26 protein-coding genes are annotated in these 24,129 nt (G+C 72.5%); 20 read left to right on the forward strand and 6 right to left on the reverse strand.

Annotated elements, in window-relative coordinates:
* Window positions 1-79: 79 nt before the first annotated feature.
* The 10 genes from ACQPXD_RS26785 (at window position 80) to ACQPXD_RS26830 (ending at window position 9,002) form a co-directional block, all read left to right on the forward strand.
* A complete protein-coding gene (locus tag ACQPXD_RS26785) occupies window positions 80-919 on the forward strand; it encodes a branched-chain amino acid ABC transporter permease (protein WP_432843239.1) in 840 nt (279 codons plus the stop codon).
* Window positions 916-1,875 carry a branched-chain amino acid ABC transporter permease gene (locus ACQPXD_RS26790; RefSeq protein ID WP_432843241.1) on the forward strand — a complete coding sequence of 320 codons (960 nt, stop codon included), beginning with the start codon at window positions 916-918 and terminating at the stop codon, window positions 1,873-1,875. The genes ACQPXD_RS26785 and ACQPXD_RS26790 overlap by 4 nt, the downstream gene beginning before the upstream one ends.
* Window positions 1,876-1,880: 5 nt before the next feature.
* On the forward strand, window positions 1,881-2,711 hold the full coding sequence (locus ACQPXD_RS26795) for an ABC transporter ATP-binding protein (protein WP_432843243.1): 831 nt from the start codon (window positions 1,881-1,883) through the stop codon (window positions 2,709-2,711).
* The gene (locus tag ACQPXD_RS26800) at window positions 2,698-3,435 is read left to right on the forward strand and encodes an ABC transporter ATP-binding protein (RefSeq protein ID WP_432843245.1); all 738 of its coding nucleotides are present in this window, start codon (window positions 2,698-2,700) and stop codon (window positions 3,433-3,435) included. The genes ACQPXD_RS26795 and ACQPXD_RS26800 overlap by 14 nt, the downstream gene beginning before the upstream one ends.
* Before the next feature lie 293 nt (window positions 3,436-3,728).
* A complete protein-coding gene (locus tag ACQPXD_RS26805; RefSeq protein ID WP_432843247.1) occupies window positions 3,729-4,760 on the forward strand; it encodes an ABC transporter substrate-binding protein in 1,032 nt (343 codons plus the stop codon).
* 86 nt (window positions 4,761-4,846) lie between these two features.
* The gene (locus ACQPXD_RS26810) at window positions 4,847-6,199 is read left to right on the forward strand and encodes a phenylacetate--CoA ligase family protein (protein ID WP_432843249.1); all 1,353 of its coding nucleotides are present in this window, start codon (window positions 4,847-4,849) and stop codon (window positions 6,197-6,199) included.
* Window positions 6,199-6,876 (forward strand): VOC family protein, encoded by a 678-nt coding sequence (locus ACQPXD_RS26815; RefSeq protein WP_432843251.1) that lies wholly within the window; start codon window positions 6,199-6,201, stop codon window positions 6,874-6,876. Before ACQPXD_RS26810 ends, ACQPXD_RS26815 begins: the two co-directional genes overlap by 1 nt.
* A gap of 4 nt (window positions 6,877-6,880) precedes the next feature.
* Entirely contained in the window at window positions 6,881-8,089 is a 1,209-nt protein-coding gene (locus tag ACQPXD_RS26820; protein ID WP_432843253.1) for a CaiB/BaiF CoA transferase family protein, read from the forward strand.
* Entirely contained in the window at window positions 8,086-8,580 is a 495-nt protein-coding gene (locus ACQPXD_RS26825; protein ID WP_432843255.1) for an FAS1-like dehydratase domain-containing protein, read from the forward strand. The genes ACQPXD_RS26820 and ACQPXD_RS26825 overlap by 4 nt, the downstream gene beginning before the upstream one ends.
* Window positions 8,577-9,002 (forward strand): hypothetical protein, encoded by a 426-nt coding sequence (locus ACQPXD_RS26830; RefSeq protein WP_432843257.1) that lies wholly within the window; start codon window positions 8,577-8,579, stop codon window positions 9,000-9,002. The genes ACQPXD_RS26825 and ACQPXD_RS26830 overlap by 4 nt, the downstream gene beginning before the upstream one ends.
* 1 nt (window position 9,003) lies before the next feature.
* On the opposite strand, the gene ACQPXD_RS26835 is transcribed toward ACQPXD_RS26830, so the two are convergent.
* From ACQPXD_RS26835 to ACQPXD_RS26845, 3 genes are all read right to left on the reverse strand, one after another.
* Window positions 9,004-9,759, reverse strand: coding sequence for a FadR/GntR family transcriptional regulator (locus ACQPXD_RS26835; protein WP_432843259.1), 756 nt, complete (start codon window positions 9,757-9,759; stop codon window positions 9,004-9,006).
* A 77-nt stretch (window positions 9,760-9,836) separates the two neighbouring features.
* On the reverse strand, window positions 9,837-10,301 hold the full coding sequence (locus ACQPXD_RS26840; RefSeq protein WP_432843261.1) for a nuclear transport factor 2 family protein: 465 nt from the start codon (window positions 10,299-10,301) through the stop codon (window positions 9,837-9,839).
* Window positions 10,302-10,381: 80 nt separating this feature from the next.
* Window positions 10,382-10,852: a MarR family winged helix-turn-helix transcriptional regulator gene (locus ACQPXD_RS26845; protein ID WP_432843263.1), complete on the reverse strand. Its 471-nt coding sequence runs from the start codon at window positions 10,850-10,852 to the stop codon at window positions 10,382-10,384.
* Between the two features lie 89 nt (window positions 10,853-10,941).
* Between ACQPXD_RS26845 and ACQPXD_RS26850 the strand changes: the two genes are divergently transcribed.
* Window positions 10,942-11,859, forward strand: coding sequence for an alpha/beta fold hydrolase (locus ACQPXD_RS26850; protein WP_432843265.1), 918 nt, complete (start codon window positions 10,942-10,944; stop codon window positions 11,857-11,859).
* Here the strand turns inward: ACQPXD_RS26850 and ACQPXD_RS26855 are convergent.
* Both ACQPXD_RS26855 and ACQPXD_RS26860 read right to left on the reverse strand, forming a co-directional pair.
* On the reverse strand, window positions 11,843-12,610 hold the full coding sequence (locus ACQPXD_RS26855; protein ID WP_432843267.1) for an oxidoreductase: 768 nt from the start codon (window positions 12,608-12,610) through the stop codon (window positions 11,843-11,845). The genes ACQPXD_RS26850 and ACQPXD_RS26855 overlap by 17 nt on opposite strands.
* A 53-nt stretch (window positions 12,611-12,663) precedes the next feature.
* Window positions 12,664-14,124 carry an MFS transporter gene (locus ACQPXD_RS26860; RefSeq protein ID WP_432843269.1) on the reverse strand — a complete coding sequence of 487 codons (1,461 nt, stop codon included), beginning with the start codon at window positions 14,122-14,124 and terminating at the stop codon, window positions 12,664-12,666.
* 121 nt (window positions 14,125-14,245) lie between these two features.
* On the opposite strand from ACQPXD_RS26860, the gene ACQPXD_RS26865 reads away from it, so the two are divergent.
* Entirely contained in the window at window positions 14,246-14,899 is a 654-nt protein-coding gene (locus tag ACQPXD_RS26865; RefSeq protein WP_432843271.1) for a TetR/AcrR family transcriptional regulator C-terminal domain-containing protein, read from the forward strand.
* A gap of 45 nt (window positions 14,900-14,944) precedes the next feature.
* Here ACQPXD_RS26865 and ACQPXD_RS26870 read toward each other — a convergent pair whose 3' ends face one another.
* Window positions 14,945-15,922, reverse strand: coding sequence for a bile acid:sodium symporter family protein (locus tag ACQPXD_RS26870; RefSeq protein ID WP_432843273.1), 978 nt, complete (start codon window positions 15,920-15,922; stop codon window positions 14,945-14,947).
* Window positions 15,923-16,006: 84 nt separating this feature from the next.
* Here ACQPXD_RS26870 and ACQPXD_RS26875 point away from each other — a divergent pair, with 84 nt between their 5' ends.
* From ACQPXD_RS26875 to ACQPXD_RS26910, 8 genes are all read left to right on the forward strand, one after another.
* The gene (locus ACQPXD_RS26875) at window positions 16,007-16,903 is read left to right on the forward strand and encodes a LysR family transcriptional regulator (RefSeq protein ID WP_432843275.1); all 897 of its coding nucleotides are present in this window, start codon (window positions 16,007-16,009) and stop codon (window positions 16,901-16,903) included.
* A gap of 541 nt (window positions 16,904-17,444) precedes the next feature.
* Window positions 17,445-18,494, forward strand: a complete 1,050-nt coding sequence (locus ACQPXD_RS26880) for an ABC transporter ATP-binding protein (RefSeq protein ID WP_432843277.1) — start codon at window positions 17,445-17,447, stop codon at window positions 18,492-18,494.
* Between the two features lie 69 nt (window positions 18,495-18,563).
* Entirely contained in the window at window positions 18,564-19,670 is a 1,107-nt protein-coding gene (locus tag ACQPXD_RS26885; protein WP_432843279.1) for an ABC transporter substrate-binding protein, read from the forward strand.
* A 4-nt stretch (window positions 19,671-19,674) separates the two neighbouring features.
* Window positions 19,675-20,517 (forward strand): ABC transporter permease, encoded by an 843-nt coding sequence (locus ACQPXD_RS26890; protein ID WP_432843281.1) that lies wholly within the window; start codon window positions 19,675-19,677, stop codon window positions 20,515-20,517.
* Entirely contained in the window at window positions 20,514-21,341 is an 828-nt protein-coding gene (locus tag ACQPXD_RS26895; protein ID WP_432843283.1) for an ABC transporter permease, read from the forward strand. Before ACQPXD_RS26890 ends, ACQPXD_RS26895 begins: the two co-directional genes overlap by 4 nt.
* Window positions 21,338-22,123: an SDR family NAD(P)-dependent oxidoreductase gene (locus tag ACQPXD_RS26900; protein WP_432843285.1), complete on the forward strand. Its 786-nt coding sequence runs from the start codon at window positions 21,338-21,340 to the stop codon at window positions 22,121-22,123. Before ACQPXD_RS26895 ends, ACQPXD_RS26900 begins: the two co-directional genes overlap by 4 nt.
* Entirely contained in the window at window positions 22,111-23,178 is a 1,068-nt protein-coding gene (locus ACQPXD_RS26905; protein WP_432843287.1) for a M24 family metallopeptidase, read from the forward strand. Before ACQPXD_RS26900 ends, ACQPXD_RS26905 begins: the two co-directional genes overlap by 13 nt.
* A 3-nt stretch (window positions 23,179-23,181) precedes the next feature.
* Window positions 23,182-24,126 carry a hypothetical protein gene (locus tag ACQPXD_RS26910; RefSeq protein ID WP_432843289.1) on the forward strand — a complete coding sequence of 315 codons (945 nt, stop codon included), beginning with the start codon at window positions 23,182-23,184 and terminating at the stop codon, window positions 24,124-24,126.
* The last annotated feature ends 3 nt before the right edge of the window (window positions 24,127-24,129 follow it).

Genomic DNA, 24,129 nt, shown 5'->3' on the forward strand with positions numbered 1-24,129 from the left:
CCCCAATCGACGTGGCAAGGGGAAGCCGGATATGACCCAGCAGTTGATCAACGGAGCTGTGCTCTGTGCGATATATGTCTTGTTCAGCCTGGGTCTCACGCTGTCCTGGGGTGCGCTGGACGTGCTGAACCTGGCGCACGGTGCGCTGATGATGTTCAGCGCGTTCACCGCCTACGTGGTGACCCAGTACGTCGCGCTGCCGCTGTGGCTGCTGTTCGTCGTCGGTGTCGGCACGGCCGGCGTGTGCACCCTGCTGCTCGACGTCGTCGTCTTCCGCCACATCCGGGCGAGAGTCGCCGACAAACGGCAGGCTGAGCTGCTCACGCTGATCGCCGGCGTCGGCGCGGCCGGCATCCCGGTGACGCTCGCCATCGTCTACACCCACGACAGCCCGTTCGGCATCGGCCACCTGGACCGCAGCGCGTACCACCTCGGCGACCACGCCCAGATCTCCACCGTGCAGGCCGTGATCATCCTGGCCGGCGCGCTGCTGTGCACGGCGCTCGCGCTGTGGGTGTCGCGCAGCCGGACCGGCCGGGCGCTGCGTGCGGTCGCCTACGACGGCGAGACCTCCGAGCTCATGGGCGTGAACACCCGGGCACTGTCCGCGATGACCATGCTCATCGCCGGCTCGCTGGCCGGTCTCGCCGGGATGCTGCTGGTGATCTACCTCGGCGCCCTGACGCCCGGCAGCGGCGAGCCGTTCATGCTCAAGGGCTTCGCGATCATCATCCTCGGCTCGGTCGGCAGCGTCTGGGGCACGGCCATCGGCGCGGTCGTGCTGGCCGGCACCGAGACGATCGTCATCTCACAGACCTCGGGCACCTGGGTCGACGCGATCTCGTTCGCGATCATCCTCCTGGTCATCGTGCTGCGCCCGCAGGGCGTGGTCGGCAAGGGATTGGCAGAGCGGGTATGAACGACTGGTACTTCGGTCACCTCACGCTCATCCAGGGCATGCTGATCAGCATCCCGCTGGCGATGAGCGTCCAGATCGCCCTGCGCTCCGGGGTCTTCAGCTTCGCCAGCATCGGCTTCTACGGCATCGGCGCCTACGGCACCGGCATCCTGGCCATGCGGGGCTGGCCGGTGCTGCCGACGATCGTGCTGATGGTCGTCGCGTCCGGGCTGATCGGCTACTTCATGTCGATCCCGCTGATCCGGCTGCGCGGGCTGTACCTCGGCATGGTCACCTTCGCGTTCGACCTCATCCTCACGGTGGTGGCGACCAACGGCGGCGACCTCACCGGCGGGGCGCTCGGCCTGCTCGGCGTGCCGCTGGGGATCGGCACCGGCGGGCTGCTCGCCGCCGCGCTCGTCGCGATCCTGCTGGTCAGCCAGCTCGAGCGGCGGGCCGTCGGCCGGGCGCTGGTCGGCATCAAGGCCAGCGAGGAGCTGGTGATGAGCGTCGGCGTGGACCTCAAGCACCGCAAGCGGATCGTCTTCGCGCTCTCGGCCGCCCTGGGCGCGCTGTCGGGCTCGCTGTACGTGCTGACGTTCAGCACCGTCCAGCCCACCTCGGCGGGCTTCTCGCTGATCATCACCACGCTCACCATGGCGGTCATCGGCGGCACCTCGTCGTGGATCGGCGCGGTCGTCGGCACGATCATCATCACCTGGCTGCCCTCCCTGGCCGCCGCGATCGGCCAGTACCAGCAGCTGGTGTACGGCGTCGTGCTCGTCCTGGTGGTGATGTACGCCCCGGAGGGCGTCCTCGGCGCCCTGCGCTGGCTGTGGACCAGGTTCTCCCCGCGCGGCCGGGGGGTCCGCGCGGGCGGGCCGGGCACCGCCGTCGCGCCGGCCGGCGGCCCGTCGCCCGGTGGCGGCGGGGCGGCGACGGCCGAGCCGGTGTCCGCCGACCGGGTGAAGGGCTGACGACGATGACCGACGCGACCACACGTCCGGCCCCGCCAGCCGGGACACCGGCCACGGCGGTGGCGAGCCTCGAGGTCCGTGACGCCGCGGTGAACCTCGGCGGCGTGAGGGCCCTCGACGGGGTGTCGCTGACCGTCGACAACGGCCGGCTCTACGGCCTGGCCGGCCCGAACGGATCCGGCAAGAGCACCATGCTGGCCGCGATATCCCGGCTGCTCGACCTGACCAGCGGCAGCATCCTGATCGGCGGGCAGAACGTCATGCGCCGCTCGTCGTTCCAGGTCGCGCAGATGGGGCTGGCCCGCACGTTCCAGACGGTCCGGCTGATCCCGCAGTTCTCCGTGCTGGAGAACGCGATGTTCGGCGCGGACCAGGCGATCTACGGGTCCTCGTTCGCCCGGCAGTGGCTGATGCCGTGGTGGACCCGCGGGCGGGAGGCGCAGGCGCGCGCCCGGGCCGAGGCCGCGCTGGAGCGGCTGCACCTGACGGACGTGCGCGACGAGTCACCGCTGAGCCTGTCGTACGGCACCCAGCGCAAGGTGGAGATCGCCCGCGCCCTCGCCGCGGAGCCGAGCCTGCTGCTGCTCGACGAGCCGACCGCCGGCATGAACCGCGCCGAGCGCGACGAGATCGGCGGGCTGCTGCTGCGCCTGCGGCACGAGGGCGTCACGCAGATCCTGGTCGAGCACGACCTCAAGATGATGGTCGACATCTGCGACCACCTGTACGTGCTGGACTCCGGGCACCTGATCGCCTCCGGCCCGCCGGTCGAGTGCATCCGCGATCCGAAGGTGGTCGAGGCATACCTGGGGAGGGGTCGCCGTGCCGCTGCTTGAGATCTCCAACGTGGTGGTCCGCTACGGCGCGGTCACCGCCGTGCAGGACTTCTCCGGATCGGTCCACGACGGCGACATCGTCGTCGTGCTCGGGCCGAACGGCGCGGGCAAGACGTCCCTGCTGCGCTCCGTCGTGGGCCTGGCGCCCAAGGCCGGTGGCCGGGTCGTGTTCGACGGCGCCGACGTGACCAACTGGCGCACCCACCGGATCAGCCGGGCCGGCATCGCCCTGGTGCCCGAGGGCCGGCGGATCTTCAGCCCGCTGTCGGTGGAGGACAACCTGCTGATCGGGGCCTACGCGCGCACCTCGAAGCGGGACAAGTCGCAGCTGCTGAGCGACATCTTCGACCGCTTCCCGGTGCTGGCCGAGCGCCGCCACCGGCAGGCGGGCCTGCTCAGCGGCGGCGAGCAGCAGATGCTCGCGTTCGGCCGGGCCCTGATGAGCTCGCCCAAGCTCATGATGATGGACGAGCCGTCCATGGGGCTGGCACCCGTGGCGGTCGACATCGTGATGAGCACGGTGCAGTCGATCGCCGCGTCCGGCATCGCCGTGCTCATGGTCGAACAGAACGCGGCCATGGCCCAGGAGCTGGCCACGAGCGCCATCGTGATGGAGCGCGGCGAGATCATCGAGTCGGCCGCGTCGGGGAAGATCAGCACCGGGGTCGGGACGCTCAGCGGATTCGTGGATCTGGACATCCCGGACGAGCCGGCCCGCCGCTGACCGGTGTCCGCGCAGGGCCGCGGTCTTGGCCCGAATCTATGCGCATGTTACGACCGATTAACCATTGTCTCGCGCTCGTAACCAGCTCTATGATCCGAATCATACGCCTAGATTGGGCCCGGGGGCCCTCAACGATGAGGACGGTGCTCGTGGAAAGGTTCGTAACATCCGCATGGCGGCCAAAGGCGCTGCTTGCCCTCGGTGCCGCTGTTGCGCTGACCGCCGCCGGGTGCGGCGGAGGCAGCGGCGGGGGAGCCGCCAGCAACGGCGGGCTGCCCGCCACCATCAAGGTCGTGGCCATCTCGGAGACCACCGGGTTCGCCGGCCCGGCCGGTACGGCCAGCCAGAACGGCCAGAAGGTCGCGCTCGAGGAGATCAACAACAGCAAGTTCCTCGGCGACTCGAAGCTCGAGATCGACTTCAAGGACACCGGCAGCCAGCCCGCCCAGGGCGTCGCGCTGCTGAACCAGGCCGTGCAGTCCGGCACCAGCGTGGTGCTCGGCTCGATCCTGTCGACGGTCGTGGCCGCCGAGGGCCCGCTCGCCGAGCGCGCCAAGGTGCCGATGATCTACCTGTCCAGCAGCGGCGAGTTCGCCCAGGGCACCCAGTACGTCTGGGCCGCCACGCCCCCCGCCGACCAGTACTTCCACTGGGAGACGGAGTACCTGCGCGACAAGAACGCCAAGAACGTCGCCATCATCTACAACTCCGACGTGTCGAGCACCCAGAAGTGGGCCGACTCGGTGTGGCCGCCCCTGGCCCAGCAGGCCGGCCTCAGCATCGTGGCCAAGGAGGCCTCGCCGACGTCGGCGACCGACGCGTCCGGCGTCGTCTCCAAGGTCGTCGCCAAGAGCCCCGACGCCGTCGTCGTGCTGGCCTCCGGCACCGCCAACAACGCCATCGTGCTGGCGCTGCGCCGGGCCAACTACAACGGCATCATCGCCGGATCGATCGGCATGGCCGGCGCGGTCAACCCGCTCAAGGAGCAGGGCTACGGCGTGATCTGGCCGACGAACTTCAGCAACCTGGTGCAGACCCAGGAGGCGAAGAACTTCGTGGACCTGTACCAGAAGATGTTCAACGCCCTGCCGAACAACTACGCCGCCGCCGCGTACGACGAGGTGTGGTTCCTGGCCCGGGCGCTCAAGCAGGCCAACAGCACCAACCGCGAGGACATCAACAAGGCCCTGAAGACCGTCGGCGCGGCCGGCTTCAACGGTTCCCTCGGAAAGATCAGCTACTCGAACAACGTCTCGCAGGCGCCCGGTCTGCTGATCGAGTGGCGTGACGACAAGGAAGTCCCGGTCAAGGGCTACGGCAGCTGACCCGCTGCCCGAGCCCGGCGCCGGTGGTGCCCGTGCCCGCACGCACGGGCACCGCCGGCCGCGAGTATGGAAAGGAGCCGGGCCACATGCCCGCTGCCAATCCGGTCATCGAGGGAATGGACCGGGCCGAGCTGCTCGGCTTCGTCTCGCGGGCGGCCATCGCGGCCGTCCGGCGCGCGGCCGCCACCTCGCCGCTGTACCGCTCGATCTACGCCCGTGCGGGCCTGCGGCCCGAGCGCCTCGCAACGCTCGACGACGTGCGCGCACACGTGCCGACGGTCACCAAGCTCGACCTGCTGGAGTTCCAGCAGACCCTGCCCGGCGGCGGCACCACGCCCACCGACGCCTCGGTGCGGCAGCTGCACCTGACCAGCGGCACCAGCGGCGTGGGCCGCGAGGTGTACCCCCGCGGCAGCCACGACGTCGCGGGCCTGGGCACCCCCGGCGCCTACGAGTACCTCTGGGCCGGCCTGGTGCCGGGGGATCGCCTCATGCTCACCATCCCCTACAGCCAGACGATGGCCGGGCCGTACTTCCAGGAGACCTGTGCGGCGGCGGGGCTGGTGCCGGTCAACGCGTTCGCCGGCAACACCGCCGACCGCCTGCGCGACCTGGCCCGCTTCGGCTGCGCCGGCATCTCCGGCACGCCCTCGTACGTGCACCGGCTGACCCTCGAAGCCCGCCAGGCCGGCCTGAGCCTGCCGTCGCTCAAGGCCATCTTCCTGTCCGGCGAACCCTACGGCGCGGCCTGGGCGCACGACACCGCCGAGTTCTGGCAGGCGAAGGTCTGCGAGGGCTGGGGCGCCACCCAGACGCTGGGTGTCGCGATGTGTACCTGTGAACGCGGCACGGTGAGCGTCGACGGCGACGGCACCCCCTGGCACGCGATACTGCACGGCCTGGACCACCGCTGCTGGATCGAGGTCCTCGACCCCGACGGCCGCCCGGTCCAGCCGGGGGAGACCGGCGAGATCGTGGTGACCATGCTGCGGCCCAGCGCCCAGCCGACGATCCGGTTCCGCATGGCCGACAAGGTCCGCCTGCTGGAGCCCGGCTCCTGCCCGTGCGGCCGCGCGCTGTCGTGCTACGCCGCCGGCTCGATCGGCCGGGTCGACGACATGATGAAGATCCGCGGGATGAACGTGTGGCCGGACGCCGTCGACGCGGTGCTGCTGCGATCCCCCGTCGTGGACTACCGCGGCCGGGTGTACAGCGACGAGCGCGGCCGCGAGGCGGTCGACGTGATGGTCGCGCTGGAGGCCGGCACGCCGGCGGAGTCGGCGGCGGCACTGCGGGGGACGCTGCGGCACGCGCTCAAGAGCGCCGTCGGCATCAGCGTCGAGGTCTCCGTCGTCGACGTCCGGCAGATGCCGGAGGAGCAGTTCAAGTCCCGGCGCTGGCGCGACGACCGGGCCGTGCGGACGGCGGGAGTTTCGTGATGGCCGATCGTCTGCGGGACGCGACCGTGGAGGCGTGGCGGGCGGTCGAGCGGGTCCGCGGGCTCCTCGACGAGCTCGGCGAGCCCGGCGTCCTGGCGGTGCTCGGCGAGCGGGTCGCCGCGCTGCTCGGCGAGCTGGCCTGGGAGCTGGGCGTGATCGACCCGGCCGCCGAGGCGGCCGCCGGCGGCCGGCTCGACCACGTCGGCGTCGTCGTGCGCGACCTGCGCGCGGCCGCCGGCCTCTACGGCGACCTGCTCGGCGGGGCGCTGGTCGCCGGCGGCGTCCACCAGGGGCTCGGCGTCCGCAGCATGCACTTCGCCTACCCCGGCGGCGGCAAGGTGGAGCTGCTGCAGCCGGTGCAGCCCGGCCCGATGGCCGACTTCCTCGAGTCCCGCGGCGGCGGCATGCACCACCTCACCTTCTTCACCGCCGACCTGACCACCTCCATCGAGGGCTTCGACCGCGCCGGCCTGAAGGTGGTCGACGTCGACCGGAGCGCGCCGGAGTGGCACGAGGCCTATCTCAGCCCGCGCGGCACGCAGGGTTGCGTCATCCAGGTCGTGCAGAGCGTGGATCTCATACCGGTGACCGGCATGACCGTCGCGTCGGTGCTCGCCGACGAGTGGCAGTGGCGGGACCACCGGCCCCATCGGATCACCATCGAGGCAAGGCGGTGAGGGCATGTACGACATCCTGAGCGGTGTCCGGGTGGTCGAGCTGTCCACCTGGACCATGGTCCCGTCCTGCGGCGCGGTCTGCGCCGAGTGGGGCGCGGACGTCATCAAGGTCGAGCACCCCAAGGGCGACCCCCAGCGCAAGATCCGGTTCACGCCGTCCGCGACCGAGCCGGCCGCGATGACCATGACCCACCTGCCCAACCGCGGCAAGCGCAGCATCACCCTCGACCTGCACGCCGAGCGGGGCCGTGACGTGCTGCTGAGGCTGGTCGAGACGGCCGACGTGTTCCTCACCAACTTCCTCGCCCCGGCCCGGCGCAAGCTGCGCATCGACGTGGCGGACCTGCGCCGGGTCAACCCCGGCCTGGTGTACGCCAAGGCCACCGGCCAGGGCCCGCAGGGACCCGACGCCGACCTGGGCGGATACGACATCTCGGCCGGCTGGGCGCGGCCCAGCATGGCCCACCAGATGATGGCGTTCGGCGCGGACGAGCCCCCCGCGATGCCGCCCGGCCTGGTCGACCTGCAGGCCGGCTTCAACCTCGCGGCCGGCATCGCCGGGGCGCTGTTCAAGCGCGAGCGCACCGGCCGGCCGTCGGTGGTCGACGTGTCGCTGCTGTCGGCGGCGCTGTGGATGCTCGGGCCGAACCTCTCCGCAGCCTCCTACGACTCGGAGATCCTGCACGCCACGGGCCGGTACGACCCCGCGCACGGCCCCCTCACCAACAGCTACCGCACCCTGGACGGCCGCTGGCTCTACCTGGTGTTCATCGAGCCCGACCGGTACTGGCAGGACTTCTGCCGCCGCATCGACCGGCCGGACCTGGCCGCCGACCCGCGCTTCGAGACCGCCGAGGTCCGCGCCCGGCACGTCAAGGAGTGCGTCGACGAGCTGGAGTCGGTGTTCGCCACGCGCACGCTGGCCCAGTGGCGCGACGCCTTCGACGGCATGGAGGGCCCGTGGGCGCCGGTGCAGAGCGCGGCCGAGACGCTGCGCGACCCGCAGGTGCTCGCCAACGGGTACATCGGCCGGGCCGGCACCGGCGAGCAGGAGTTCGCCCTGGTCTCCAGCCCGGTGCAGTTCGACGTCCGGCCGGTGGGCCCGGTGTCACTCGCCCCCGCGGTGGGGGAGCACACCGAGGCGGTCCTGGACAGCCTCGGCTACGACGAAGCCGCGATCGAGGCCCTGCGCGGCGAAGGAGTGCTCGGATGACCCAGGGAGAGATCGTCGCGAAGACGCTCGGCGCCGAGGAGATCTCGGCGTCGGCGATCCGCCGGTACGTCGAGGCGCACGAGATGCGGTGGCCGCTGTACAGCGATGCCGGTGCCGCCCGCGCCCACGGCCACGACGCGGTCATCGCGCCGTGGTCGATGCTGCTGACCGCGGCGATGCCGGCCTACTGGGAGCCCGGCCAGGAGCCGCTGGAGCCGGGGGTACTGCCGCCGTTCATGTGGACCAAGCTCGGCCTGCCCGGCTCCGAGATGGTGACCACCGCGGTCGACCTGGAGTTCCTGGAGCCGCTGCGGATCGGCGACCGGATCGAGACCACCTACCGCATCGTGCGCACGACCCCGAAGGCGACCCGGGTGGGCGAGGGGGTCTTCGTCGACTTCGAACTGGAGTTCCGCCGCCAGGACGGCACGCTCGTCGCGGTCGAGCGGACGTCGATCTACAGCTACTCGCCCGTTGGGAGTTCGTCGTGATGGTTCCCGCCGCCGGCCAGCAGGTCGGCCCGCTGTCGATGTACCTGTCGCTGCAGCGGCTCATCATGGTGTCCGGCGCCAACCGGGACTTCGCGCCGGCGCACGTCGACAACGAGGCGGCCCGGGAGGGCGGCGCGCCCGCCGCCTACGCCGACATCATGTTCGTCTTCACGATGATCGAGCGGCTGCTGCTGGAGTGGGCCGGGCCGTCGGCGGTGCTGCGCCGGATCGGCCCGGTCAAGATGCACGACTTCGTGCTCTGCGGCGAGCAGCTCGCGGTGACCGGCACGGTGAGCCGGGTGACCGCGGCGCCCGGTCCGGACGGCCGGCCGGGCACCGAGATCGAGGTCGAGGTCGAGTTCGCGCAGGGGGAGCGCCGCCCGGTCCGGGGCACCGGCCGGGTCTGGACACCGTCGGCCTGACTCAGCTGACCGCGCGGTCCCAGCGGATCACGTGGTCCATGACCTCGGGGAACTTCAGCTCGGCGTACTTCACGTATTCGTTGATGTGGTCGCGCATCCGGTCCTCGGCGGCCTGGGGGTCGCGGGACACCAGCGCGCGGTGGATCTCGTCGTGCGCCTTGACGATCGCGGCCCGGCGCGGGCTCGGATACTCGATGCCGATGACCGTGCCGTCGAGAATGCCGAGCAGCGAGTCGACGATGTAACCGAACAGCGTGTTGCCCGACGACCAGGCGATGATGTCGTGGAACCGCTGGTTGGCCTCCAGGAACAGGTCCTGGTTGTCCAGGTGCTCGCGCATCTGCGCGATCGTGCCGCCGAGCTCGGCCAGCGACTCCTCGGAGATCCGCTCGGCGGCCAGCCGGCTGATCATCGGCTCGAGCGCGGTGCGCACCTCGACGATGTTGCGGAACGGCGCCTGCTTGAGCTGCATCAGCAGGACCAGCGTGCTGGCCAGGTGGGAGGCGTTCGGGTCGGTCAGGATCGGGCCGCCGCGCGGGCCCGGCTTGATGACGATGACGCCCTGGAACTCCAGGAACCGCAGGGCCTCCCGCAGGGTGCCGCGGCCGGTCTCGTAGCGCTCGAGCATGCTGCGCTCGGGCTCCAGGTGGTCACCCGGCCTGAGCCGCTCATACTGCACGTCGCGAATGATTCGCTGGGCGAGGAGCATCGCTGCTTTCTGCGGGCGGTGACCGCCGTTGGCAGGCGAACTCGTCATGGGCTGCACCGCTCCTCCGGGTCACACTCTTCTATGCCAAACATTACCATTGTTAACCCGGAATTGGTGACCCCCGGTCACCGGGGCGGGATGTCGAGCGCCCACCCGGTCGCGAGATCGGTGGACAGGTGCACGGTGATTGTCTTCGATAGGAACACCGCGCGCGGGCCCGACACGTCGATGCGGTCGTCGTATTCGCCCCAGCCGATGATCGAACGGTCTTCGCCACGGCCGATGAAGTGGAAATGGGCGGTCGCCGCCACGATGTCATCAGTTTGCGCCGTCAGCCCCGGGTTGGCCACGAAGTGTCGCTTGAGCGACGGCTCCAGCTCCCACGCGGCGCGGAACGCGTCGGCGATCTGCGCCGGGCCGGTGAACACGCCGCGTGGGTTGCGCAGCACCGCCTGCTCGTGGAAGAGGGCGACCACCGCGTCGACCGCGTGCCGGTCCACCGCGGCGGCGTAGTCGTGGAAGAGGCTGCGGGCCATTTCCAGCCGCTCCAGCCGCCGGACCCGCGCAGCCAGCGCCTCGACGTCGTCCATGATCCGGGCTCCTTTCAGCAGCCGGGATCATCGTACCGGAAAACCATGCATACGATTAGTATGGTCTTCGGTGGCGTTGGCTACTCGGGATAGCGGGCCACCCAGCCGGGCGCGTCGAGCCGGATCGGCGAATCCCCGACGAACGCCGCGAGGTGCCGCTCCAGCTGTGCGAGCTGTTCGTGGCCCAGTTGGCGGCCCAGGGCGTCGCGCAGCTCGTCGAAGATGCGCTCGCCCTCCCGCATGACGTCGTGGCCGAGCGCGGTGACCCGGATCCGCTTCCGCCGGCCATCGGCGGGGTCGTCCTCGATGACCGCGTATCCGCGCTCCACGAGCGCGGCGATGGTCTTGGCCGCGGCTTGCTTCGACACGGACAGGGCGCGCCCGAGCGCGGAGGCGGTGTCGGCGCCGGAGCCGATGGCCCGCATGGCGAATTCGTGCGAGGGCCGCACGTCGTCGTAGCCGCGCGCGGCGAGCTCCAGCACCACCGCGTCCAGCAGCTTGCGGTAGCTGCCCAGCAGCAGGAGCGCGAGGTTCGGTCCGGCGCCAATCATGCCACCAGGCTATGCCAACCCCCCTCGACAAAGACAACCAAGTTGTCTATTGTTTGGACAACGTGGTTGTCGAATCAAGGAGGTTCGCCGTGAGCGCCAGGTACCCCGGCCCCGCCGTCGCGGGCGTCACCCACAACACCGCCGCCGTCAACGGCACCGAGCTGCACTACGTGTCCGCCGGCGACGCCGGGTCGCCCATCCTGCTCGTTCACGGGTTCCCGGAGAGCTGGTGGGCGTTCCACAAGGTCATCCCGCTGCTGGCGGAGACGCACCGCGTCTTCGCCGTCGACCTGCGCGGGTTCGGCGACTCGTCGAACGCCGAAGGCGACTACGGCAGCGCCACCGCCGCCGAGGACCTGCACCAGCTCATCGCCCACCTCGGTGCCGGGCCGGTGCACCTCACCGGTCAGGACATCAGCGGCGGCGCGGTGTTCCGCCTCGCCGCGACGCACCCGGAGGACCTGCTCAGCTTCACGGCGATCGAGATGGGACTCGCCGGGTTCGGTCTCGAGGGCTTCGCGGACGTCACGCACGGCGGTTCGTGGCACATCGGCGTGCTGGCCGCACCCGGCATCCCGGAGCTGCTGCTCGCCGGCCGCGAGCGCGAGTTCCTCGGCACCTGGGCCTTCCCCGCGATGACCGCGGTCCGGGGCGCGATCACCGACGAGGACGTGGCGGAGTTCGCCCGCGGCTACGCACGGCCGAACGGCTGGCGTGGAGCGGCCGGTCTGTACACCTCGATGCTCACCGAAGGCGACGAGCTCAAGGCCCTCGCCGCCGCGAAGCCGCTGCGCGTTCCCGCCCTCGCGGTCGGCGCGTCCGGCGGGCCGTTCACCGAGATGACGGTCAACCAGGTCGCCGCGAGCCCGGCCACGAGCGTCCGGATCGACGGCGCCGGACACTATGTCGCGCTCGAGACCCCGGAGGCGCTCGCCGATGCGATCCTCGCGTTCGTCGGCGGCATCGACGACGCGGAGACCGGCCGCACCGCTACACGACGGGGATGATTCCCCCGTCGACCCGGAACTGCGCGCCGGTCAGCCACTTCGCCCGCCGCGAGGCCAGGAAGACGATCATCTCGGCGACGTCGCCGGGCTCGCCGGGGCGGCGCATCGGCACGTTGAGGCGCTCGGCGATCGCGCGCTGCGCCTCGGCGAGCCCGATGCCGTTGGCGTCGGCGATCTCCTGGTGGTGCGCGACGGCGCCCGGCGTTGCCACGAAGCCCGGCAGGACGTTGACCACGCGGACGCCGTGCCCGCCCACCTCGGCCGCGAGCGCGCGGCTGTAGGCGTTGAGGGCCGCCTTCGCCGCGGCGTAGGAGGCCTGCTCGTGCTGCGGCAGCCGGCTGGCGATCGACGAGACGTGGACGACCACGCCGGTGCCGCGTTCCACCATGCCTGGCACCAGGATCCGGTCGAGCCGCACCGCGCTGAGCAGGTTCGCGTGGAGGTCGGCGAGCCAGGACTCGTCGGTGCGCCGCAGCGTCGCCGCCGGTGGGGTCGTCGCGCCGGCGTTGTTGACCAGCACGTCGATGCCGCCGGCCGCGTCGAGCACCTTCGCGCCGAGCTCCGCGACGCCGGCCGCCGTGGACAGGTCGCCGGTCAGGAACGTGGCGGGCAGGTGCTCGGCCGGTGCCGTGCGCGCCGTGGCCAGGACCGTCGCGCCGGACTCGGCGAACCGCCGCGCCGTCTCCGCGCCGAGGCCGCGGCTGGCGCCGGTGACCAGCACGCGCAGCCCGGCAAGTCCTTCGTCGATCATGGGGTACCCCTCCAATAAGGTGAAGCCGACTCCGGAACTATACGGAGTCCGATTCACCTTAAGGTCGACGGGATCGGTGCGGTGGCGAGGCGCCGGCCGTTGCCGGCGGCGGCGGCCGTGGCCCGGCTGCCGGTGGAGATGACGCCGAGCGCGAGCGCGGCGAGTCCGCAGCCGCCGAGAACCGCCCAGGCGGTGTGGCTCGCGGTGATGAAGCCGGCGCCGGTGCCGGCCACGATCGAGCCGGTGACGGCGACGCCGATGGCGGCGCCGAACTGCCGGGCGCTGGCGACGAGCGCGCCGGCGACACCGACCTGGTCGGGCGGCAGTCCGGAGACGGCGGTGTTGGTGACCGGCGGGCCGACCATGCCCGCGCCGAGGCCGAAGACGGCGTACGCGGCCAGCAGGTAGACGCTCGCGGTGTGCGCGGTCATGGGGACGAGCAGGAAGCCGCCGATGGCGAGGAGCGCACCGCCGAGCGTGAGGGGGAGGCGGGGGCCCCGGGAGGCGACCAGCCGCCCGGAGAGATTGGCGGCGACGGCCTGGCCCACGGCCATCGGGATGATCATCAGTCCGGCGTGCAGCGGGCTGAAGTGGCGGATCTCCTGGAGGTAGAGGGTGTTGAGGAACAGGAACCCGCCGAGACTGGCCGACATCAGGACGGAGATCGTGTTCGCGCCGGAGAAGGGAGGGCTGCGGAAGAACCGCAGGTCGATCAGTGGCTCGGAGCGCCGGGGCTCGACGACGAGTATCCCGATGAGGGCCAGGACGGCGAGGGCGATCAGCCCGGCGATCCAGGGGTCCGCCCAGCCGTGGCGTGGGCCCTCGATCGTCGCGGTGATGATCGAGGCGAACAGGGCGATGATCAGCGCCTGGCCGGGCGGGTCGAACGCGCGGGTCCGGGCGGCCCTGGACTCGGGGACGAATCGCTGGGTGAGCAGGATGGCGGCGATCCCGATCGGGACATTGACCCAGAACACCGATCGCCAGTCGATGTCGCTGACCAGCAGGCCGCCGAGCACGGGCCCGGCCGCGATGGTGACCCCGATCACCGATCCCCACACGCCGATCGCCCGTGCCCGCTCCCCGCGGTCGGTGAACACGCTGACGATGATCGACATCGCGACCGGGTTGAGCATCGAGCCGCCCACCCCTTGCAGGCCGCAGAAGACGATCAGCCACCCGGCGCCGGGCGCCAGGCTGCACAGGAGGGAGCCGAGGGAGAACAGCGACAGCCCGAGCTGGAAGATCCGCTTGCGGCCGAAGCGGTCGGCCATGGAGCCCGACAGCATGAGCAGGCAGGCCATGACCAGCGAGTAGGCGCTGACCGTCCACTGCAGGCTGCTGACCGAGGCGTGCAGGTCCTTGCTGATCGACGGGAGTGCCACGTTGACGATGGTCAGGTTGATGCCGGTCACGCCCACGCTGAGACAGCAGATCGCCAGCACCAGCCAGCGGTGAACGGGACGTGGCGGGCCGGTCGTCGCCGTCGGCCCGGGGACGTTGGCTGTGCTCATGGCGGATCCTCGAATCTCGGCTCGCACGGCATCACAACACTGCTGACCGTCAGCGCTGATGACGTCAGCAGCGTTGACGGTATCGCTACCATGGAGGTCTGACAAGACGAAGGAGCGAGGCGTGCCGTTGTTGCACCGTGCCGATGTGGTGGATGGGGCGGTCGCCCTGCTCGACGCCGAAGGGCTGGACGGACTGACCACCCGCAAGCTCGGTGCCAGCCTCAACATCGACGGCTCGGCGCTCTACCGGCACTTCCCCAACAAAGAAGCGCTGCTCGACGCGATCGCCGATCGCCTCGTCGAGGGCGTCGACGACGCACTGCCTGAAGCGCCGTGGGACGAGCAGCTCGCGGTCCTGGCCGGACGGCTGCGCGAGACGCTGCTCAGGCATCGCGACGGCGCCCGGGTCGTCGCCGGCACCTACGTCACGGGCCCCAACACACTGCTCGTGAAAAAGATCATCTTCGAGGTACTGCAGCGAGCCGGCTTCCGGCCCGAACGAGCTGGTTGGATCGCCTTCGCGCTCGCACACTACGTGCTCGGCCACACGATCGATGAGCAGGCCCAGGCCGAACTTGCCGCGTCGAAAGCCTGGAAGGCCAAGCTCACCGACATGGTCGATCAGACCGAGGACGCCTACGTCGCGGCCGCCGTCGCGGCCACGTTCGACGCTGACCCGGCCGAACGCTTCAGCTACGGACTCCGCGCCTTTCTCCACGGCATCCGCCGGGAACTCGACGAGCCGGCGACTCCGGGCGCGGCCGGTCGACGCTGATCGCGACGCCTGGCGGCGGGTGGGCTCATCGTCGCGGCGTGGAAGCTACGCGGGTGTGGCCGCGCTTTCCGACCAGCGGCGGGCCAGGGCCGCGCAGACCACCAGCTGGACCTGGTGGAAGAGCATGAGCGGCAGGATGAGCAGGCCGAGGCTGTGCCCGCTGAACAGTACCGTCGCCATGGGCAGACCCGTGGCCAGGCTCTTCTTCGAGCCGCAGAACACGATCGCGGCCCGGTCGGGGCGGCTGAAGCGCAGCAGGCGGCCGGCGCCGTAGGCGATCGCGAGCACCACGCCGAGCAGCGCCACGACCACGGCCAGCAGCGCCACCAGCCGCAGCGGCGAGACCTGCCGCCAGACCCCGGCGACCACCCCGGCGCTGAACGCGCTGTAGACGACGAGCAGGATCGACCCGCGATCGGCGAGGCTCACCACCGTCCGGTGTTGCTCCAGCGGCCGTGCGATCCAGCGCCGGGCGGCCTGGCCGAGGGCGAAGGGCACCAGCAGCTGCAGCACCACCGTGCCGACCGCCGCGCCGGTCAGTTTGATCCCGCCGTCGCCGTGCAGCAGTGCCACGGCGAGCAGCGGGGTGAGCACGATGCCGGCGAGGTTGGAGAAGGTCGCGGCGAACACCGCCGCCGGGACGTTGCCGCGGGCGATCGACGTGAACGCGATCGAGGACTGCACGGTGGACGGCGCGGCGCACAGGAACAGCAGCCCCCGGTGCAGGTCCGCGGTGAGCACGCTGGGCACCAGCACCGCGCCGAGCTCGCCGAGCAGCGGGAACAGCACGAAGGTGAGCGACAGCACCAGCGCGTGCAGGCGCCAGTGCCGGGCTCCCTCCAGCGCCGCCCGCGGTGCCATCCGGGCGCCGTGCAGGAAGAACAGCAGCCCGACGGCGACCGTCGCCGCGACGTCGAAGCCGGCGGCGGCCGGGCCGCGCGCCGGCAGGAGCACGGCGACGGCCACCGTTGCGAGCAGCGCCGTGACGAACGGGTCGAGCGGCAGCCAGCGGGGCCAATGCACGCCACGAGTGTGCCTTCGCCGGCCGCGCTCCGGAAACCGGATGATCGCGATGACAGTGATCGCGAACCGCGATAACCTGCCCGGATGTACGACCCGGTCCAGCTGCGCAGCTTCCTCGCCGTCGCCCGCTCGCTGAGCTTCACCCGCGCCGCGGAGGGCCTCGGCGCCGGTCAGTCCACGGTCAGCCAGCACGTGCGCAAGCTCGAGGACGCGGTCGGGCGGCCGCTGTTCGCCCGCGACACGCACGGCGTGGAGCTGACCGCCGACGGCGAGGCGATGGTCGGCTTCGCCGAGGACATCCTGGCCGCCCAGGAGCGGGCCCGCCGGCACTTCGCCGCCGCACCGATGCGCGGCCGGGTGCGCCTGGGCGTCTCGGACGACCTCGCCGCCACCCACCTGCCCCGCGTGCTGCGTGACTTCCGGCGGGAGCACCCCAGCGTCGAGGTGGTGCTGACCGTCGACCTCAGCGGCACCCTGCACCGGGAGCTGGGGGCGGGGCGGCTCGACCTGGTCTTCGCGAAGCGACCGGGCGCGGCCGCCGGCGGCGGCGCGGAGGGGCCCGGTGGCGGCGGCGCGGAGGGGCCCGGTGGCGGGCGCACCGTGTGGCGGGACCGCCTGGTCTGGATCGGCGCGCCCGGCCTGCGCCTGGACCGGGACGAGTCCGTGCCGCTGGTGGCCTACCCGCCGCCGAGCATCGGCCGGGAGCGGGCGCTGGCCGCGCTGCGCGGGGCCGGCCGCCCGTGGCGGTCGGCGTGCGTCAGCGGCAGCCTGGCCGGGCTGGTCGCCGCGGCGCAGGCCGGGCTGGGCGTGCTGGCGCACTCGCGCGGCCTCGTCCCGCCCGGGCTGGCGCCGGTGCCGGCCGGTGCCGGGCTGCCGCCGCTCGGCGAGGTCGAGTTTGTGGTGGCACACCGCCGTGCGGTGCCCCCGCCGCCGGTCGCCGCCCTCGCCGCGGCGATCGAGACGGCCGGCCCGCCGTCCTGAGCACCGCCGAGGCGGTCACCGGCACGGTCGATCGGCCGCCTTCGCCGCGGCCGTCACCGTCCTGAGTAGCGCCGAAGCGCCGCCGCTGGCAGGCCGCCGGGCCAACTTCGCCGAGGCCGTCGGCACGGGCGGCCGCCGTCCTGAGCCCGGCCGGGCGGCGCCCGGCGGGGTTGCCCGGCCAACTTTTGCCGCGGCCGATCCGGCGTCCTGAGCGTCGCCGGGGCGGTCACCGGCACGGTCGATCGGCCACCTCGCCGCGGCCGTCGCCAGCGGCCGTCGCCGGGGCCGGCCAGCGTCCTGACCAGCGCCGAAGCGCCGAGGTGGCCGCCGGCGCCCGGGCGCCGGCGCGGCCCGGGCACCGTCTCGGCCGATCCGGTAGGCAATACGTTTGGCCGACCCGCCATCGTCCTGGAAACGCGGGCTTTACCAGCGAGAAATGACATTCCCCTCCCTTGACGGCGGTCGGCCTGGATGTCGATAGTGGGCGCCAGGGCAAAACGATTCGCCGAGTCAACAGCCGAACTCGACCGCGGGAGGTGGCATGACGGTCCCGGTGGCCGAGCTCGTCGGGGTGTCCAAGCGGTACCCGGGCACCGACGCCAACGCCGTGCGCGGGGTTGACCTGCAGCTGCGCGAGGGAGAGTTCTTCTCGCTGCTCGGGCCCAGCGGCTGCGGCAAGAGCACAACGTTGCGCATCATCGCCGGCCTGGAGACCCAGACCGGCGGGACGATCCGGATCCAGGGCCAAGACATGGGCCGGCGCCCGGCCAACCGGCGCCCGACCAACATGGTCTTCCAGCACCTGGGCCTGTTCCCGCACCTGGACGTGGCCCGCAACATCGCCTTCGGGCTGCGCCTCAAGCGCGTGCCGCGGCGGCAACGCGACGCCGAGGTCGACCGGATGCTGGAGCTGGTCCACCTGGCCGGGTTCCGCGACCGGTTCCCCGACCAGCTCTCCGGCGGCCAGCAGCAGCGGGTCGCGATCGCGCGGGCGCTGGTCAACCGGCCGGCGGTGCTCCTGCTCGACGAGCCCCTCGCCGCGCTCGACCTCAACCTGCGCCAGCAGATGCAGCAGGTGCTGCGCGAGGTGCAGCGCACGTCCGGCACCACGTTCCTGTTCGTCACCCACGACCAGACCGAGGCCATGACGCTGTCCGACCGGATCGGCGTGATGCGCGACGGCGAGCTGTGCCAGGTCGGCACCGCCGAGGACCTCTACCGGCGCCCCACCTCGCGGTTCGTGGCCCGGTTCATCGGCGACGCCAACGTGCTCGACCTCGACGTCGTGGACGGCACCGCCACGGTGGCCGGGCGGGCGGTGCGGGTGGGCGCCGCGGGCAGCGGCACCGCCGTGTCGGTCCGGCCGGAGGACGTCCTGCTCGCCGAGGCGGCCGGGCCCGGTGACGCCCCGGACGGGATCGCGGCGCGGATCGTCTCGGCCACCTACCTCGGCGCGCACCTGCGCTACGACCTGACCACCCCCGACGGGACCGCGCTGCGCGCGGTGCGCCCGGCGAACGCGGCCCGGCTGCCGGTCGGCGGCGACGTCGTGGCGCGCTGGCGCCCCGAGGACGCCGTCGTCCTGGCCTAGCTCGCACCGTACCCCTAAAACAAACAACCCCTGACGGACGGCCGGTGCCGTCCGTGGAAGGAGCCTGCCATGCGAGACCTGCGGATCAGCCGCCGCGGCCTGCTCGGCGCGGCCGCCGCCGTGGCGGCGCTGCCGCTGCTGGACGCCTGCGGCGGCGACATCGACACGAGCCCGAACACCACCGAGAGCAAGCCCGGCGGCAAGGAAACCATCACGATCTTCGCGTTCCTCGGCAACCGGCTGGCCGACATGCCGAAGGCGTTCGCCAAGGACTACATGAGCCGGCACCCCAACGTCGAGATCAAGATCTACGAGGACAGCAACGCCGTCGGCTACCCGAAGATCCTGGCGAAGAAGCAGACCGACCCGAACAACCCGCTGGTCAACATGGGCTTCTTCAACTCGCAGATCTCCGCGCAGGGCGACCTCGACGGTACCTGGAACAAGCTGGACTACGCGGCGCTGTCCAACGCCGCCGACGTGAGCGACACCTTCCGCCGGGCCAACGGCAACGGCATCGGCATCGGCGCCGACCAGATCGGCATCGTCTACAACACCAAGAACATCAAGACCGCGCCGGGCAGCTGGGCGGACCTGTGGGACGACCGGTACAAGGGCAAGCTCACGCTCTTCGACTACTGGTGGCAGGTGGTGCTGATGGCGGCCCGGCTGGGCGGCGGCTCGCTGCAGAACATGGAGCCGGGCTGGCAGCTGTGGAAGGGCAAGGCCAAGAACATCCGCACCCTGGTCACCGCCAACCCGGAGTGGCAGCAGGTGCTCAGCAACGGTACCGCCGACATCACCAGCTGCTGGAACGGCACCGGCCTGCAGTTCAAGGACGCCGGCGCGCCCGTCGACTACGTGGTGCCGGCCGAAGGCGCGATCGCGGTGCCGGTGTACCTGCAGACCTTGCAGGGCAACAGCCAGAACCAGCAGGAGATCTGCCTCGACATCGTCAACGAGATGCTCGCGCCCAAGTGGTGCCAGATGTGGTCGGAGACGGCGGTGCAGGCGCCGGCCAACGGCAAGGTCACCCTGCCGGCGAACCTGGCCGCGCTGCCCGGCTTCCAGAGCCAGAACGTCCAGAAGCTCATCTCGGTGGACTGGGGCCTCGTCGCGCAGCAGAACACCGCGTGGCGGTCCCGGTGGGACGCCGACATCAAGGCGAACATCTAGCCGGATGCGAGCACCCCGCTACCTCCTCGTGCTGCCGGCCCTCCTGCCGACGCTCGTGGTCTTCGCCGGCAGCCTGATCCGCCTGGCCGACCTGGGGCTGCGCCCGTACGCGCGCGGCCACATCGGCACCGGCGCCACGCTGGACAACGTCCGTCGTTTCGCCGCCGACCCGTACTCGTGGCGGGTCCTCGGCGACACCGTGACGCTCGGCGCGGTCTGCGCGGCGTGTGCCGTGGCGCTGGCCTATCCGATGGCCCTCGCCCTGCACCGGCTGCGCAGCCCCGCACTGCGGGGGGCGGCGTTGTTCCTCATCTTCTCGCCGCTGCTGACCAGCGTGGTGGTCCGCGCCTACGGGTGGAACGTGCTGCTCGGCGACGGCGGGGTGCTCAACCGCGCGCTGCTGGGCGCGGGCGTGCTCGACGAGCCGCTGCGCATCATGTACGAGTTCCCGGCCGTCGTCGTGGCGATGGTCCACGTCCTGGTGCCGTTCGCGGTGTTCCCGCTGCTCGGCGTCGTGGCGCAGGTGCCGCGCTCCGCGATCGAGGCGGCGCACGACCTCGGCGCCGGCCGGCTGGCCGTGTTCTGGCGGGTCACCTTCCCGCTGACCGGCCACGGCGTGCTGCTCAGCGTGCAGCTGTGCTTCGCGCTGACGATCAGCGCGTTCGCCACGCCGGCGCTGCTCGGCGGCGGCCGGGTCCAGGTGCTCAGCGGCCTGGTCTACACCAACATCGGCGCGGTCGACTGGCCGATCGCGGCCGTGCAGTCGTTCGCGCTGCTGCTGGTCACGCTGCTGGTGATCGGGCTGACCAACCTGGCGGCCCGGCTGATCGGACGGAGGCGGCCGTGACCGGCAACCGCGGGTTCACCGGCACCGTGCTGGCGCTCGGCCTGGCCTACCTGATCGCACCGCTGGTGTTCGTGGTCGTGAATTCGTTCAACGACTCCAGCTACGGCGGCTGGCCGCCGCCGGGGTGGTCGCTGCGCTGGTACCACCGGCTGGCCGACCAGGCGGGATTCGGCCACGCGGCGCTGCTCAGCCTGGGCATCGCCGCCGTGGCCGCCGCGCTGGCGGTGGCCGCGGGGACGGCCGCGGCCGTGTCGCTGACCCGGTTCCGGTATCCCGGCCGGCGGCTGATCGACGCGTTCCTGGCGGCGCCGTTGATCATGCCGAAGGCCGCGCTGGGCCTCGGCGCGTTCATCCTGTTCCTGCAGGCCGGGTTCTACGGCACCGGCACCGCGCTGGTGGTGCTGCACTGGGTGCTCGTCCTGCCGTTCGCGATCAACATCGTCGGCGGCGCGCTGACGCGGGTTCCGCTCGTCTACGAGCAGGCCGCCCGCGACCTCGGCGCCGGGCCGGTGCGGGCGTTCGTCTCGGCCACCCTGCCGCAGCTGCGCCGGTCGCTGGTCGCCGCCTACGTGCTCAGCTTCATGATCAGTTTTGACGAGGTCGACACGACCGTGTTCGTGGTCTCTCCCGAGCAGGCCACGCTGCCCGTCTCGATGTACCAGTACCTGCAGAAATACCAGGACCCGACCCTCGCCGCCCTGTCCACGCTGCTGATCGGTGCCACATTCGCCGTCGTCGCCGTGGTCATGGCGACCGCCGGCGCGTCCGCGCTGTCGGGCGTGCAGCAGGCCGGCCGGGCCCGCCGGAAGGAGCGTTCCCGTTGAGCCCACCACCCGCCCCGCCCGTCGCGGTGCTGACCGGCGCCGCCGGCGGCATCGGCAGCGCGACCGCCCGCTGCCTGGCCCGCGACGGCTTCCGCCTCGCCCTGGTCGACCGGCCCGGACCGGCCCTCGACGCGCTCGCCGTCGAGCTCACCGGTGCCGGCCACGAGGCGCTCGCCATCGGCTCCGACGTGCGCGACCCGGCCGCGGCCGAGTCCGCCGCCGAGGCGGTCCAGGACGCGCTCGGCGGGATCGACGCGCTGGTCACCTGCGCCGGGATCGGCACCATCGACCCGATCGAGCGGACCACCGACGACGTGTGGACCGACACGCTGGCCACCAACCTGTCCGGCACGTTCTGGTGGTGCCGGGCCGCGGTACCGCGGATGCGGGCCCGCGGCGGCGGCGTCATCGTCGCCGTGTCGTCCACCACGGCGCTGACCGGCCTGCCCGGGCGTACCGCCTACGCCGCGGCCAAGGCCGGCGTGCTGGGCCTGGCCCGCACTCTGGCCATCGAGTGCGCCGCCGACGGCATCCGGGTGGTCGCCGTCTGCCCGGGCGCGACCCGCACCGACCTCGTCCGGCAGGGCTACGCCCGGGCCGCCGACCCGGCCGCCGCCGAGCGGGCGCACGCCGCGCTGCAGCCGATCGGCCGGCTGTCCGAGCCCGCCGAGATCGCCGAGACCATCGCCTTCGCCTGCTCACCGCGCGCGGCCACCGTCACCGGTGCGACCCTCGTCGTCGATGGCGGCTACACCGCGGGAGGACCGTCGTGGAATACCTGAGCCGCCGCGCCGCCGTGCTCGCCGCCGCCCGCGCGCAGGGCGCCGACGCGCTCCTCGTGACGAAGCTGACCAGCATCCGCTACCTCACCGGCTTCACCGGCACCGCGGGGGTCCTGCTGCTGGCCGACCGGCCGCTGCTCGTGGTCGACTTCCGCTACGGCGCGCAGGCCCGCGAGCAGGCCGACGTGGACGTCGAGGGCGACTGCGCGCCGCCCCGGCTGTGGCCCACCGCCCTGGAGCGGCTGCCGCGCGCCGGCACCCTGGGGGTCGACACCCGCAACCTGACCGCCGAGCAGTATCTGTCCCTTGTGGACACCGTCGGCGCCGATGCGATCGTCGCCTGCCCCGGCGCGGTGGAGCGGCTGCGGGCGGTCAAGGACGCCGAGGAGCTGGTGGCCCTGCGCGACGCCGCCGACCTGGCCGAGGAGCTGATCCGGCGGCTGCCCGGCTGGCTGCGCCCGGGCCGGACGGAGAACGAGATCGCCGGCGAGATCGAGTTCGCCCAGCGGCACCTCGGCGCGGAGCGCAGCGCGGCACCCATCCTGGTCTCCTCCGGCGAGCGGTCGGTGCTGCCGCACGGTCAGGCCTCCGCCCGGGTACTGCGGGCCGGCGACCCGGTCGTCGTGGATCTCTCACCCGTGGTGCGCGGCTACCGCGCCGACCTGACCCGCACGTTCCACCTGGGTGCGGCGCCCCCGCAGTACCGCCGCCTGCACGACGCGGTGATCGAGGCGCACGGCCGGGCGATGGCTGCGGTCCGCGCGGGCGTGCGAGCCAGCGCCGTCGACGCCGTCGCCCGGTCGACGCTGGCCGGGCACGGCCTCGACGGGTACTTCCGCCACTCCACCGGCCACGGCATCGGCCTCGATCAGCACGAGCCGCCGCTGCTGTCGCCCTACGACGACACCGTCCTGGAGGCCGGCATGGTGGTGATGATCGAGCCCGGCGTCTACGTGCCCGGCGTCGGCGGCACCCGGCTGGAGGACGCCGTCCTGGTCACCGAGGACGGCTGCACGCCGCTCACCACGTCCGACCCCGCGCTGCGGGAGATCTGAGCCGTGCCGGTCACCACCGCCGCGCTCACGGTCGGCGCCGGCGACGTCGTGCTCGCCGACGCCGCGGCCACGAGCTACTTCGCGGACCTCGCCGATCGGCCCGGCGTCGTGGCGTCGCAGTACCCGCCCCGGCGGGAGGCCGCGGAGGCCTTGGCCGCGCTGGTCGGCCGGCGCCGGCCGGAGCGGGTGGTCGCCGTCGGCGACGGCGCCACCCTCGACGTGGCCAAGCACGCCCACGCCGGCGGTGCCGAACTGGTCCTCGTACCGGTCGGCGCCGAGCCGTGGCGGGCGTTCGCGCCGTTCACCAGCCTCTACGAGCCGTCGGGGCAGCGGATCAGCCGGCCCGCCCCGGCGGTGGCCGCCGCGCGCGTGGTCATCGACCCGGCGGCGCTGTCCGCCCGGGCCGCCCCGGTCCGTGCCCTGCAGCGCGCCGACACGGCGGTGCACGCCGTCGAGGTCCTGCTCAGCCGCCGCGCCCAGGAGTGGGACCGGGCCCACGCGGGCGCCGCCCTCGCCGCGCTGCGCCGGGACCGCCCGGCGGACGACGTGGTCGCGGCCGGGCTGGCCGCGACGGCGTTCGCCGCGACTGGGCTGGGCCTGGCGCACGCGGCCGCCTCGCCGCTGGGCGCGGCCGCGTTGCGCACCCACGACACGGTCAACGTGCTGCTCGCGCCGTACGTGGCGGAGTTCTGGGGCGACCGGGCCGACTGGACGGCCGTCGCGGAGGGCCTCGGCGCGGCGCCGGCGGCCGCCGCGGTCGCCGAGCGGCTGCGCGGGCTCGCCGCCGCCGCGCGGGTGCCGGCCACGCTCGGCGCCGCCGGCTTCGGCTGGGACAGCGTCACCGCCGCGATCCCGGCCGCCCTGCGCAGCTCCGGCATGCCGTGGCTGCCGGAGCCGGTCGACGCCGCCGGGCTGCACGCGCTGCTGCGCCGGGCATGGGCCGGATGACCC

Origin of the sequence: Dactylosporangium sp. CA-092794 (genome assembly GCF_050948465.1) — a bacterium.
In the GTDB taxonomy this organism is placed as follows: Bacteria; Actinomycetota; Actinomycetes; order Mycobacteriales; family Micromonosporaceae; genus Dactylosporangium.

What these genes read in the sequence shown, in the direction of transcription:
- ACQPXD_RS26875 (WP_432843275.1), top strand. Translation starts at nt 16,007, where the DNA reads ATGTACGACCCGGTCCAGCTGCGCAGCTTCCTCGCCGTCGCCCGCTCG.
- ACQPXD_RS26890 (WP_432843281.1), top strand. Translation starts at nt 19,675, where the DNA reads ATGCGAGCACCCCGCTACCTCCTCGTGCTGCCGGCCCTCCTGCCGACG.
- ACQPXD_RS26880 (WP_432843277.1), top strand. Translation starts at nt 17,445, where the DNA reads ATGACGGTCCCGGTGGCCGAGCTCGTCGGGGTGTCCAAGCGGTACCCG.
- ACQPXD_RS26825 (WP_432843255.1), top strand. Translation starts at nt 8,086, where the DNA reads ATGACCCAGGGAGAGATCGTCGCGAAGACGCTCGGCGCCGAGGAGATC.
- ACQPXD_RS26855 (WP_432843267.1), bottom strand. Translation starts at nt 12,610, where the DNA reads ATGATCGACGAAGGACTTGCCGGGCTGCGCGTGCTGGTCACCGGCGCC.
- ACQPXD_RS26845 (WP_432843263.1), bottom strand. Translation starts at nt 10,852, where the DNA reads ATGATTGGCGCCGGACCGAACCTCGCGCTCCTGCTGCTGGGCAGCTAC.
- ACQPXD_RS26795 (WP_432843243.1), top strand. Translation starts at nt 1,881, where the DNA reads ATGACCGACGCGACCACACGTCCGGCCCCGCCAGCCGGGACACCGGCC.
- ACQPXD_RS26840 (WP_432843261.1), bottom strand. Translation starts at nt 10,301, where the DNA reads ATGGACGACGTCGAGGCGCTGGCTGCGCGGGTCCGGCGGCTGGAGCGG.
- ACQPXD_RS26790 (WP_432843241.1), top strand. Translation starts at nt 916, where the DNA reads ATGAACGACTGGTACTTCGGTCACCTCACGCTCATCCAGGGCATGCTG.
- ACQPXD_RS26810 (WP_432843249.1), top strand. Translation starts at nt 4,847, where the DNA reads ATGCCCGCTGCCAATCCGGTCATCGAGGGAATGGACCGGGCCGAGCTG.
- ACQPXD_RS26885 (WP_432843279.1), top strand. Translation starts at nt 18,564, where the DNA reads ATGCGAGACCTGCGGATCAGCCGCCGCGGCCTGCTCGGCGCGGCCGCC.
- ACQPXD_RS26835 (WP_432843259.1), bottom strand. Translation starts at nt 9,759, where the DNA reads ATGACGAGTTCGCCTGCCAACGGCGGTCACCGCCCGCAGAAAGCAGCG.
- ACQPXD_RS26860 (WP_432843269.1), bottom strand. Translation starts at nt 14,124, where the DNA reads ATGAGCACAGCCAACGTCCCCGGGCCGACGGCGACGACCGGCCCGCCA.
- ACQPXD_RS26820 (WP_432843253.1), top strand. Translation starts at nt 6,881, where the DNA reads ATGTACGACATCCTGAGCGGTGTCCGGGTGGTCGAGCTGTCCACCTGG.
- ACQPXD_RS26815 (WP_432843251.1), top strand. Translation starts at nt 6,199, where the DNA reads ATGGCCGATCGTCTGCGGGACGCGACCGTGGAGGCGTGGCGGGCGGTC.